Below are 13,173 nucleotides of genomic sequence, written 5' to 3'. Positions count from 1 at the left end.
AAGTGAAAAACGCTTACAAAGATGCACCCGGCAGGGCCATGACCTGCGGTGGGGATAAGGCAGGCCGGGACACCGTTGTTGGAGCGCAACAAAGGAGCAGGTCGGTAATGGCAGCGGAGTCGGGCATGGGCCGGGGTGTGAATAAAGTGGTGGGTACGGGCCAGTGGAACGGCAGTGCCCCCTAGGTGGCCCTGACCGCGCCCGACGCAGGGCGGGGCATCAATATGCGCTAACGCCGTGTGAAAAATTACCGGGCCTTTGTAAAACCATAAGCTCGCTTTCTCCTCGCTGCCCACTCAGCGCCTTTACCTGAACCCTGCCTTATTCACGGTGGCACCGGCTGCCAGGCCATGAATGGTTCTTATTTGTGAGCAGACGGCCTCTGAGGCATGGTGGCTGGCGGGCCAACCCCACCTACCTTTGTCGGAAATATTTAATTTTTTTTATATTCTGGATTTCAGCAGCGTTTGCTTGCGTCCTGGCCTTTCCCCCCGGACCTGGCACCCCCGCAAGCTGCATGCAAAAACCTTACTTATTGGCCGCGCGCACGGCCTTGCCCCGTTGTTGTCGGGCGGGCGCGTTCGCTTCGCTGCTGACCCTATTTCTGGCTTTGCCGGGGCTGGTTCTGGCCCAAGGCCCGACCATTACGGGGGTATCGCCGGCAAGCAATGCCCGCTCGGCCCCACGCACCAGCCCAGTGCAGGTTACGTTCAGCCAGGCGCTGACGACTGGCTCCAGCGCGGCGCTGAAGGTGCACAGCCTCCAGCGCCGTGGGCTACGCACGGCCGCAACGGCAGCCGTGGTGAGTGGCAGCACCCTCACCTTCACTCCCTCTGCCCCGCTGCCATTCATGCCGGGCGAAACAGTCTATAGCACCACCACCACCACAGCTGCCAGTAGCGCTGGGGCGCTGGCCAAGGCGAACGTATCGCAGTTTACCGCAGGCGTTGGCGGAACGGGAACGGGCGCTTTTAGAGGCGGTTCGGACGTGCGGGCGGGCCAGACCCTAATGGGTATGGCAATGGGCGACGTGGACGCCGACGGCGACCTGGACATGATGCTTATCGACAACTACACGGCCGCCGTCATGGTGCGCCTCAACGATGGCACCGGAAATTTCACTACTTCGCAGACCATCACCATTGGTTCGGTGCAGCTTAACAACGTCATTTTGGGAGACGTGGACGGCGACGGCGACCTCGATATGCTCATGATGCAACAATACTACGGCATCGCGGGCCGGGTGTATTTTAACAACGGCTCCGGCACGTTCAGTACCGGAGCGTACGTTACCGGCGGGCTTGATGCGCGAAATGTGGCCTTCGGCGACGTAGACGGCGACGGCGATTTGGACGTGCTGGTCGTTGATGCCTATGACCAGCGGGTGTACACCCGTTTCAACGACGGCACCGGTGCGTACAGCAATGCGCCCGGCGACTACCGGGGCGGCACGTTTGTGGGCGTAGGCACCACGCCGACCAGTGTGGCCGTGGGGGATTTCGACGCCGATGGGGACCTGGACCTGGTGACGGCCAATAGCTACAACAATACGGTCAGCGTACGCTTCAACAACGGCAGCGGCACGTTTAGTGGCGGCACCAACGTGGCACTGGCCAATGGGGGAGCTATCAGCTCGGGCGTTGTAAACGTTGCTGTCGGCGACGTTGACGGTGACGGCGACCTCGACGTACTGGCCGCCAGCGGCAGCGGCGGCAACAACGTAAGTGTGCTCATCAACAACGGCAGCGGTACTTTCAGCCCAAGTCAGTACGTAGCCGTGGGCAATGGGCCCATGTCCGTGACCCTCGGTGACATCGACGCCGACGGCGACCTGGACCTGCTTACGGCCAACACCAACGGTTCTTCAGCCAGTGTGCGCCTCAACAACGGCACGGGTACCTTCGGGGGCGGCTCTGACGTCGGCACGGGAATTGGCGCCAGCACGCTGGCCGTGGTCGACCTCGACGGTGACGGCGACCTGGACCTGGCCACCTCCAATACGGCCAACCCCAGCACCGTGAGTGTGCGCCTGAACCAGCCGCAGGCCCCGGCTATCACCAGTTTCGCGCCCACGAGCGGGCCGGTGGGTACCACCCTCGGCCTCACGGGCACAAACCTGATGGGGGCCACGGCCATCACCTTCACCGGCACGAGCGGCAACGTAGTGACCACGGGCTATACCGTGGCCAGCACCACGAGCATCACGGGCATCGTGGTGCCGTCCGGTGCCCAGACCGGCACGCTCACCGTGACCGCTGCTGGCGGCACCAGTGCCGCCAGCAGCCAGACTTTTACCGTGGTGCCCGCGCCCGTCATCACGAGCTTCACGCCCACGAGTGGACCGGTGGGCACGGGCGTGGCCATCACGGGCACCAACCTGCTGGGCACTACGGCCGTGTTCGTCAACGGCACGGCGGCCACCATCACGGGCACGACCACCGCAACCAACCTCCGCTTCACCGTGGCGGCGGGAAGTACCAGCGGCGCCCTCACGCTGGCCTCGCCGGCCGGCACCGCGGCCTCGGCCCCCAACCCCGTGCTACGCCTGCAAGCCACCGGCGGCTCGGGCGGCGACAAAACCATCTACCTCGACCAGGTGGAGATTCTGCAAAACGGCGCGGTGGTTACCGGAGCGGTTAGTAATCCCAGCTTCGAGACCGGTGCTCCGGCCGGAAACCTCAACTATAGCCCCACCACGGTTACGCCCTGGACTTTCGTGAGCAATGGCGGCAGTGCGGCCCTCTCCACCACGGCCAGCGCCTTCAGCCCACCCGCCCCGCCCGACGGCACGGCTCACCTGGTCGTGTTACAAGGCGGCACGCCATATATAGAGCAGGCCCTGACCCTGGCAGCCGGCACCTACCAAGTACGGATGCAACTGGCCCAGCGCCAGTGCTGCAGCTCGCCCTCCGACCAGGGCCTGAACGTGCTGATTAACGGCGTGGCGGTAGGGGCTACCCTCTCCACCAGCAGCGCGGGCTTTGTGAGCGTGGTATCGACCCCGTTTTCGGTGTCGGCGGCCGGGGTGTTCACGCTGATTCCACCGCCCACCATCACCAGCATCAGCCCCACGCCCGGCGTGCGCGGCGAAGCCGTGACCGTGACGGGCACCAACCTGGCCGGCATCACCGGCGTGAGCGTAAACGGCGTGGCGGCCCCGGCGGCCAGCTTCGTGGGCAACACGGCCACCAGCCTCACCTTCCAGGTGCCGGCCACGGCCGGGGCCAGCGGCACCACCAGCGTGACCACGGCCGGCGGCACGGCCAGCACGGCCACCTTCACCACCGTGGCGGCCACGCCGCCCGGCAACGCCCTGGCGTTTGACGGCGTGGACGACTTCGTGTCCTTCAGCAGCACTCCGGCCGTGAACAACCTGGGCCCCGGCAGCTTCACGCTCGAAGCCTGGGTGTACTACGACGGCGGCACCGGGGCCGAGTCGATTATCCGCAAGGACGGCGACTACAACTTCTATCTTAACGGCAACAAGCTGCACGCCGAGGTGTGGCCGGGTGGCACCAGCAACGCCGCCTTTCAGCGCTTCGACGGCACCACCACCACGCTGCCCGCCAACCGCTGGGCGCACGTGGCGGCCGTGTGGAACGGCAGCACCATGCAGCTGTTCGTGAACGGCGTATCGGAGCCCAGCACCCTGTACACCAGTGCCATCAGTGCCTCCGGCAACCTCACGCTGGGCAAGTCGCCGACGTACGGCAACCTGCTGAACGGCCGCCTCGACGAGGTCCGCATCTACACCGCCGCGCTGACGGCGGCCAATATTCAGGCCGACCTGCTCAGCACGGCCGCTGCCGTACCGGCCAGCCTGAAGTTCTACCTGAACTTTGACCAGGGCACCGCCGGCGGCACCAACACCGGCCAGACCACCCTCTACGACCAGACGGCCAGCGCCTACGCCGGCACGCTTGCCAACTTCGCCCTCACCGGCCCCACGTCGAACTACGTGGAGAGCTACGCGCTGGTGGTGCCCACGGCCACGGCCGCCACCAGCCAGAGCACTTCCGGCTTCACCGCCAACTGGACGGCCCCGGCCGTGGGGACGGTGGATAATGGCTACCGCCTCGATGTATCAACGGCCGCCAACCTCTCGACGGCCATTGCCGGCTCGCCCTTCACGGCGAGCAGCGGCACGAGCCAGGCCGTGACGGGCCTGACCACCGGTACGACCTATTACTATCGCGTGCGGGCCGATAAAACCAGCGTAACCGGCCAGGGGGCTTACTCCAACACCGTGACGGTGTGCCCGCTGCCAGTGGCCGTGGCCCGGAACGCCGGCGTAACGCTGGACGTGAACGGCAACGCTACGATAACGGCCAGCGCCGTGAACAACGGCAGCACCGCCAATTGCGGCCCCGCTGCGGCTGGCGCGCTGAGCGTATCGCCCAGCGCCTTCAGTTGCACCGATGTGGTGCCGGCCACCGTGGCCAGCGCCCTGACCTTCAATGGCACCAACCAGTACGTGGCCCTGCCCGCAACCACCCCCGTGCCGGTGGGCAACACCGCTTACACCATTGAGGCCTGGATTAAGCCCACCGCGATGGGCACGTACGGCATCATAGGCTGGGGCAATTATGGCACCGACAACCAGGTGAACGCGCTGCGCCTCTACAATTCCGGCCTGATTAACTACTGGTGGAACCGGGACATCGTCGTGGCCACGCCCAGCCTGGTGGGCGCCTGGCACCACGTAGCGGCCACCTACGACGGCACCACCCGGACCCTGTACCTCGACGGCGTGGCCATTGGCAGCGACACGCCGGCCCCGCACGCCGTGCCCGATGCCAGCAACCTGCGCATCGCCTCGACCTGCCCGACTTTCTGCGGCGGCGAGTACTTCCCCGGCAGCATCGACGAGGTGCGGGTGTGGAACGTTGCCCGCACGGCGGCCCAGCTCAACACCGCCAAGGGCGTGGGCCTGCCCGGCGGCACGGCCGGCCTGGTGGCCTACTACCGCCTGAACGAAGGCAGCGGCCTGACCACGGCCGACGCCACGGGCAACGCCGCCAACCTGGGCACCCTCACCAACGGCCCCACCTGGACCACCGACGCTCCCGCCGTGACCAACGGCCTGCCCGTGACCCTGACCGTGACCGATGCCGGCGGCAACACCGCCACGGCCCCGGCCCTGGTAACGGTGAGCGTGCCCGCCACGCCCACCACCACCTGGAACGGCAGCCTGAGCACCGGCCCGCTGGCCTGCCAGAACTGGAGCTACGGCCAGGTGCCCGATGCCGCCACCAACGTGGTGGTGCCCACCGGCCAGCCCCGCTACCCTAACCTGACCACCGGCACGCTGGCGACGAAGGACCTGACCATCAACACCGGCGGCAGCTTCACCGCCAGCGGTGGCGCCACGCTGCAGGTCAGCGGCAACCTGACCAACAGCGGCACTGCTACCTTCTCGGGCCCCGTGCAGTTCGTGGGCAGCGCCGCCACCCAGACCTTGAGCAACGGCACCGGCTTCACCACCGTGCTGGTGAACAAGCCCACCGGCACCGTGCAGCTGGCCCAGACCCTGACCATCAACTCCGGGCTGACCCTGACCAGCGGCACGCTGACAACCACCAGCAGCTACCAGGTGAACCTGGGCGGCTCGGCTACACTCACCGAGTCCGACGCCAGCTACGTGGTGGGCAAAGTCGTGGTGAGCCGCACGCTGACGCCCGGCAGCGGTGAGCCCTTCGCCGGCCTGGGCCTGACGCTGACGCCCGCCGCCGGCTCCATTGCCCCCGGCGCTACCCTTGTCACACGCACCACCGGCACGGCCATCGCCGGGGCCGGGACCAGCCAGAGCATCCTGCGCAACTTTGACATCCGGCCCGCCACCAACGCCGGCTTAAATGTGACGATGGACTTTGCTTACTTCGACCACGAGCGCAACGGCATCCCCACCGCCAATTTGGCCTTGTTCAAGTCGGTGAGCGGCGGCACGCCCTGGATTCCGCAGCGCGGCACCACGGCCGGCCCCAACGTGGTGACCAAAACTAGCATCGCCGACTTCTCCGTCTGGACACTCGGCAACAGCGCGAACCCGCTGCCCGTCGAACTGACCGACTTCACGGCCACGGCCCTGACCCACGCCGTGCGGCTGCAGTGGCGCACCGCTTCGGAGAAAAACACAGCCCGGTTCGAAGTGGAGCGCAGCGCCGACGGCACCGCCTTCGGCCGCCTGGGCACGGTGGCCGCCGCCGGCACCAGCACCGCCCCCCGCGACTACGCCCTAACCGACGCCCAACTGCCAGCTGGTAATGCCACGCTCTACTACCGCCTCAAGCAGGTGGACGAGGATGGCAGCTTCAGCTACTCGCCCGTGCGCAGCGTGCGCCCGAGCGAGGCCGCTACGGGCCTGGTCCTGTACCCGAACCCTGCCACGGCCCGCACCCTGCTCAGCGGCACGCAGCCCGGCACGCTGGTGCAGGTGCTCGATGCCGTGGGCCGCGTCGTGATGTCGGCCACCGCCGATGCCACGGGCACGGCCGCGCTGGCGCTGCCAGCCGGCATAGCTACGGGGGTGTACGTGGTGCGCACCGGCAACAAGGCTTTGCGCCTGACGGTGGAGTAACCGGCCCGGCTCCCGTTGGCGCTCCACCTGGAGGGTCACGCAGCGCCCCCATCCAAAGGATGGGGGCGCTTTTGTTTACGGCATCAGCTGATAACGAGCGTTCAATGAGAAAGTTGGTGAGGCGGCAACAGCCGCTCTAGATGCAAGTGGTAACGCTCCCAGACCGCCTGGCGCACGTCTTCGCAGAAACGCGTCACTGCGTAGTGCCAGTTGGCTTGCTCAGCCTTGTAATTGGCGGGGGTATTCCCCCGACTGTACATCAAGCGGTGGCAGCCGCCCCCAGTCGGGGCTAGCAGCAACAGCGGCCCGTAGTCGGGGTCGGCACCATTGGGCGTGTAGGATTTGGCCGGTTGGTGGGCCGTCCACCAGGCGCACAGCCAGGTCGCGAATTCCACCACCGGCACGGCTGCTTCTACAAACACTACCTCGTTGCCCTGGTGCAAGCGAAGCGTCTCCTCGAGGCGGTAATAGGCCGCCGTTTCCGAATCCACGAGTTCGGCGGGCAGGTCATCGAGGCAAAACTAGAAGCGTAGCATCCGCCCAAAGTACGAAGTACCAAGCCGTTCACTTGGAGGGGCCGAAGAGCAAGGGAAACGATAGGCTGGGGCCCCTCATTCCGCGGGACCTTCGCGGTTGTACCACTGCTGGAAGAATTTTTCGTTGGCAATGGCCCTGGGCATAAAGTCATGGGCATGCCCTAAGATGCGCGCCCACTCGTCCTGGGTGAGGGTTACGTCCTGGTCAAACGCAAATAATTTGAAGCACAGCGCCTTTTCCGCCGTGATGCTGATTTACAGAAACGGGCTCGTGGCCGCCATCTGAAAGACATCCAAGTGCGCATACGTAAGATTAACGTTCCCCACGTTTTCGATTCGGATACCGGCCATGCTGCACGGAAACGATTTAAAGCCGAGGTTCAAAGAAACGGTCCGAAGGGGAACGCGCTCTGGTAATTCATCGGAGCAGTTGCATTTAGGGGCTTAGAAAGCAAACCACTCGGTCAACCAGCTAATCATTAATTGCAAATAACTGGAAATTAATCATTAGAAGCTTTTGAAGAAGGTGTTTTACAAGGCAAAAACGAACAGAAAACCTATTTACTTATAAGTGCATGTATTTGAGTTGATTATGCACTTAAAATGGTTTTTTACTTCCTAAGCGCTAAAGTAAAATCATCACTTCATATGAGTGAGTCGTTGCCGCACTGGCTGATATCACGATGGTGCTGAGCTTTCTAACACGTGCAACATCTCACCGTAGTTCATCCTATTTCGCCAGCGCAGCAACCCACTGTCTTGGCCTCTCGGCACGTTTAAACGAAGAGCACCGGTAAAATAAAACGGGAAACAGCGGGAAGCATTGGAAACAACACCTGATACGTTCTAAGCAGAGTAAGTTGACTACCAAATGGTCCTGCATTCGCGAGGTATGGTCTGGGGTAGACTAGGGCTTGAGGACAATCAGCGCAACCAATCGAGTGCGGCGGCCACGTGCCAGAAGGCTAAGAAAGACACGACGGTTTTTTCGTAGCGGGTGGCCAGGCGCCGATACTGTTTGAGACGGCCAAAAAAGCGTTCGATTTTGTTACGGTCCCGGTAGATTTCTTCGTCCATTTCCGCCGGCTTCACCCGTCCGGGGTGGCTGGGAATCACGGCCTCGATGCCGTGATCCGCACAATAAGCGCGGTTTTCGTCGCTGTCATAGGCCGTGTCCGCCAAGACTTTTCCCGGCCGCAAGTCTTTCAGCAAGGGCAAGGTCTGGGGGCAATCCCCCGCCTGTCCTTCGGTGGCCAGCAGGCGCACGGCATTGCCCAGCGCATCGGTGCAGGCGTGGATTTTGGTGCTCATTCCGCCCCGGCTACGACCCAGGCATTCAGCGGCGGGGGGCTTTTTTTTGGCCCGCCGAGTGCTGATGGGCCCGTAAAATGGTGGAATCGAGCATGACCCACTCCAGCTCCGGGGCTTTTAGGGCCTCAAACAAGGCCTCCCACACGCCCTTTTGCGCCAGTCGGCGGAAGCGACGGCAGACCGAATTCGGCTTGCCGAAGCGCTCGGGCAGGTCGGCCCACGGCACCCCGGTGCGCATGAGCCAAACGACGGCGTTGAAAAACAGTCGATTATCTTTGGCCGTAACGCCGCAGTCGGTCGCCTTACCCGAAAGCAGGGGTGCAACCACAGTCCACTGCCGGTCCGTTATTTCGTGACGACGCATAGGCTAACCTGTTTTTACTCGAAGGTAATTGTCCTCACGCTCAGGGCGACCTGCCCCTGCCATGGGACCGACCCGCCGCTCGTTGGCTCCGGTGATACCTCAGGACCGTCCCCCTTCCTAACCGCTCATTCAGGCTATCCAGTGCCGCCATTATCTGTGCGCTATGGCCCGTTACCTAAGTTCCGGCCACCAATGGCACGAACTACCCAAGAAATCCCCGCTGCTGGCCGCTAGGGAATACCAGACCGGCCGGTACACCGCCGGCTTTCACGTCCCCCACCCTCGGCGTCCAGAGCCAGCCCAGCAGTTGCGCAGCCCGCACCGTTAGTTCCCACGTGTCGCGATTAGGCAGCGGCCATGCCGAATGTGAATGCCTGCGTTCGCTCCGAACCAGTTCTTGCTGAGGGACATCGTCAGCACATGGGCGAGGTCGCCTTGCCGGCGCAGCTACTCCGCTGTCCGCGCCACAAACGTGGACACCTCTGCCAGCACCGATGCTCGCTCCTGCAATCGCCCCTCCCCCACCACGCCGCCGCATCCACGGCCGCTTCCGTCAGCTTGACAGCACATTACTGCCCCAGAGCCCAAACTCGCCGCTCCGCCGAATTCAGGTACAGCACTCCGCCCGGGCCGGCCATTTTCTTGACCAGCGTTTTGGTCAAGACCATGCACAGGCTGAAACGGAAATCGGGCCATGCTCCGTCTGGCATAACCTCCTGGCCTGGCACGAGCAAGCCTACGAAACCGGGCCTTGCCTCCCCTCCCCGCTGGAATCGAGTCCGTGGTCGTTCCCATTTTGCGGCCGGCCCCGGCGGCTACCGCGTGCCGCCTATTTCTGGCGCCCTGGCCGTCATTATCTGGGGCAGCCAGCACAAAGTACGCCACCCCGCCACGGGCCTCGTGCAACACATCAATAGTCAGCATTCCTTGACGAATCTTTTATACGGCTAACGTGCGCAAAACCACATCACATTCATTACTGGTTAAACTGTTTTGTATGTTTAACCCATATTATTAACTTTAACTTCCTTGACTATCCAGCCTTTTTTCAGAGAAAACTTTTCCTTTAGTGGTGAGGCAAACCAGCCAGCCAAAAGTCTACATAGACTAGTTGACAGCTATTAGCCTGCAGGGCAAGTTTGCCCCTCTGATAATCTCGACGTGCAAGCGCAAAACCTCAGGAATGGGGCCGAGCAAGCCCACAGCTGGTTGCGCCCGTTGCGGGCTAGAATCGCTCGGCAATGGAACGCATCATTATGCCCCTTGCTGATAGGATGAGTGAGCCAGACCAATAACCTATTGTGCGTTCTGTAGATGCCAAGTTTACTACCCCACGCATAGCCCCCATTTAAACCATTTAAAACGTTTTAATAAGCTTATATGGTTTGACCATTTAAAACGGATAAACAAGTGTGTATTGTTAATATTTTGAACTTTTTTAGCCAGGTAAAATGGTTTATATTGTTTATACAGCTAAGCACTGATTTACAGCGCATTGTTATTATACAATTCAATAAAACAGTTTAAACATTTAAAATGGATTAAAAATATAATCTGCTTATAATGTTTTGTATTGTATGCCCATTTTAGCCAGTTACCTTTGCCATGCTTCCTAACTCCTGAAAATCCCAACCTCCGGCATCCTATGAAAAAGAAGAATCCCCCCGTGAAAGAAAAGCAGCCTCCGGTCATTATTGCGGTCGTCGGGCGCAAGGGGGGGGTGGGCAAGACCACCACAAGCCTGAACCTAAGCGGCGAGCTGGCCAATCGCGGCTACCAGGTACTGTTGGTGGACCTTGACGTGCAAGGCGATGCGACTTCCGCGCTAACCAGGGAAGAATACTCCACGAGCACGGGCCAGGTACTGCTGGCTGGCGGTGGGCTCCTGGATGCCCTGGTGCAAACGAAACTGCCGACGCTCTGGCTGCTGCCCACGGACGATGACTTGAAGCCCCGTTCGAAGGAGTTAATTGCTCATCGGCCCGATGACTTCCGCTTCGCGCTGCGCGACGTGCTCGCGGCTGAGGCCGGTGGCTTTGATTTCGTCATCATCGACTGTCCGCCTTCCCTGGAAGACATTACGCTTATCGGTCTGTGCGCCGCGACGCATTACCTGGCCCCAGCGTTGCCAAGCTACTTTTCCCTGAAATCACTCAACAAGCTGGCGGAGTTGACAACCCTGATTCAGCAGGAGCCAGGCATGAACCCAAACCTACGTTTCATCGGCCTCTTCTTCACCGATTTCAACCCACGGGTACGCAACACCCTTCACGCTGACATCGTGGCGGCTGCCAATCACTTGTTTCCTGGCCAGGTAATGGCCAATGTGCGCACGGATAAGCGGCTGGGGGACGCTCAGCGCGATGCCGTACCAGCCCAACTCCGCACCCCGGATTCCAATGCAGTTGCGGACTTTCAACTCCTGACCGACGAGGTGCTCTCGCGCCTGTAGCCTCTTTTTACATTCATTCGCTTTTCCACTCATGGCTTCTTCCTCTGCCCCCCGCGATATCAACGACCTGCTAACCGGTGCCGGCCGTCCGCAACCTCCCCGTCCCCCCCAGGCGCTTTCCCCGGTTGCGCCACCGGCAGCCCCATCAATACCCGCAAAACCGGAAGCAGCTCCTGCCACCCGCAAGGGAACCTTCATCCTGACGGAGGCCAACGACGACGCTTTGCACCGGCTGAGCTTCTACACGCCCGGTCCCAAAGGAGAAAAGTCGTATTTGATTAACAAGGCGCTCGAAGCTTACCTGGCCCAGTTCCCCGATAGTCAGCGGGCAATTCCCGAGGGGGAGGACGTACGACGGCGTGGTCGCCGCCACCACTAATTAGCCATTCCGGACCTATCGGTCGGGGTTTCAGGCAGTGGTCAGGGTTCAGCGTGTTATTTGGCGGCCAAAAAGGCTGTCCTGTTGCGGACTTCATTAACTGGCTCCTGACGCACGAGAGCAACACATAACTGTGTTAACCAGTTTATATGTATTACCCATACAAGCTGGTTAATTTGGGTTAACCATATCGGGTGATAAACAGGCTAGCCTAGGTGATGGCATCTCCAATACACAATTACATGGTGCGAAGTGGCTGTAGGCCATGGCTCATTATCAGTAGCTCAGAAAGCTTTGTGGTGTAAAGATTCGGAGGCCACTTTTTGACCCGTTAAAAGCAAATTTTTGGCTTTTCTTGGCCAGGGGAGGGGAGGGGATGTCAGAAAGGCGCGCCTTTCTGAGCCACAAGGCATTATACCACCGTTAAAGTAGGGCCACTGTACCGGTCCACTTGGCCATTACTGCGGAGTCGGGGTAAGTCTCTACATGGTATATTGAGGCAGAAAAACAATGGCGCCTCACCATAAAAGCCCCTTTCACTTATGGCAGACGATAGTAGCGCCCAAAACCACACCATTTGGCCCCTGGCTAAATTTTATTTTCAGGTCGATGGCCTGGCAGGCGGCGTAGGCAATTACTTCGCCGAGGTAAGCGGCCTTGATACCGAAACAGAGGTTATCGAGTACCGACACGGCAATAGCGAGAACTTCTCCACTATCAAAATGCCCGGCCTGCGGAAAGTGGGCAACGTGACGCTTAAGAAAGGCATATTCGTAAAGGACAACAAGTTCTGGGACTGGTTTAATGCCATCAAAATGAATACCCCCAAGCGGCAGACCGTGGTCATCAAGCTACTCGACGAGTCGGGTGCGCCCACCATGACCTGGACGCTGAACAACGCGTGGCCCACCAAGATTACGGGCACCGACCTGAAAGCGGACGGCAACGAGGTCGCCATCGAAACCCTGGAGCTGGCCTATGAAACGCTGAGCATCGCCAACGGTTAATCGCGACGCTCGATGAACAGCTATCCGCCGGGTGATTTTTATTTTCAGCTGCAGTTCGGCGACGTGCGCATCCCGGCTGACAATGCCTTTCAAGAGGCCACGGGACTGGTGGCGGAGTTGGAAATCGAAGCCATTAAGGAGGGTAGACAGGCCGACAAACACCGCGTGCCCCAGAGCCCTCAGTCCGGCAACCTCGTCTTGCGGCGCGGTTTTATGAGCGCCAACTCCCCACTGGCCACCTGGGTTGGCGCTACGATAAATACCGATTTCACGAAGCCCATCCAGACCATCGATGTGTTGCTGAGCCTGCTCAACGGCCAGCATGTTGCATTGGCTACTTGGCAGTTCCGGGAAGCCTGGCCGGTGAAGTTGTCGATGTCGGATTTCAGGTCCCAGGACAATGCGCAGGCCATTGAAACTTTGGAGTTTGCCTACTCCGAGTTCCAGCACTTAGAGGGTGTTAGGATTTGGGCTAACCCAAAAGAAAACGAGCCAGTAAGCAGTGAGCGGAGTTCCTAGGCTCCGCTTCCTCTTATGGTTGACTGTC

General features: G+C 61.0%; 6 protein-coding genes and 1 pseudogene. 5 read left to right on the top strand and 2 right to left on the bottom strand.

The window, feature by feature from the left end:
- The first annotated feature begins 517 nt into the window (after positions 1-517).
- Positions 518-6,577 carry a LamG-like jellyroll fold domain-containing protein gene (locus HBN54_RS21885; RefSeq protein ID WP_168675374.1) on the top strand — a complete coding sequence of 2,020 codons (6,060 nt, stop codon included), beginning with the start codon at positions 518-520 and terminating at the stop codon, positions 6,575-6,577.
- A gap of 101 nt (positions 6,578-6,678) precedes the next feature.
- Here HBN54_RS21885 and HBN54_RS21880 read toward each other — a convergent pair whose 3' ends face one another.
- Positions 6,679-7,068 carry a hypothetical protein gene (locus HBN54_RS21880; RefSeq protein ID WP_168675373.1) on the bottom strand — a complete coding sequence of 130 codons (390 nt, stop codon included), beginning with the start codon at positions 7,066-7,068 and terminating at the stop codon, positions 6,679-6,681.
- Positions 7,069-8,037: 969 nt separating this feature from the next.
- Positions 8,038-8,761 (bottom strand): annotated as a pseudogene (locus HBN54_RS23755) (IS5 family transposase); the annotation flags it as partial.
- A 1,672-nt stretch (positions 8,762-10,433) separates the two neighbouring features.
- Here HBN54_RS23755 and HBN54_RS21870 point away from each other — a divergent pair.
- From HBN54_RS21870 to HBN54_RS21855, 4 genes are all read left to right on the top strand, one after another.
- A complete protein-coding gene (locus HBN54_RS21870) occupies positions 10,434-11,240 on the top strand; it encodes a ParA family protein (RefSeq protein WP_168675372.1) in 807 nt (268 codons plus the stop codon).
- 31 nt (positions 11,241-11,271) lie between these two features.
- Entirely contained in the window at positions 11,272-11,619 is a 348-nt protein-coding gene (locus HBN54_RS21865) for a hypothetical protein (RefSeq protein ID WP_168675371.1), read from the top strand.
- Positions 11,620-12,161: 542 nt separating this feature from the next.
- Positions 12,162-12,626: a phage tail protein gene (locus HBN54_RS21860; RefSeq protein ID WP_168675370.1), complete on the top strand. Its 465-nt coding sequence runs from the start codon at positions 12,162-12,164 to the stop codon at positions 12,624-12,626.
- A gap of 12 nt (positions 12,627-12,638) precedes the next feature.
- Positions 12,639-13,145: a phage tail protein gene (locus HBN54_RS21855; RefSeq protein WP_168675369.1), complete on the top strand. Its 507-nt coding sequence runs from the start codon at positions 12,639-12,641 to the stop codon at positions 13,143-13,145.
- Positions 13,146-13,173: the final 28 nt, after the last annotated feature.

This window comes from Hymenobacter artigasi, assembly GCF_012275535.1.
GTDB classification, from domain to species: Bacteria; Bacteroidota; Bacteroidia; order Cytophagales; family Hymenobacteraceae; genus Hymenobacter; species Hymenobacter artigasi.
This window is presented reverse-complemented; position numbering and strand designations above follow the sequence as displayed.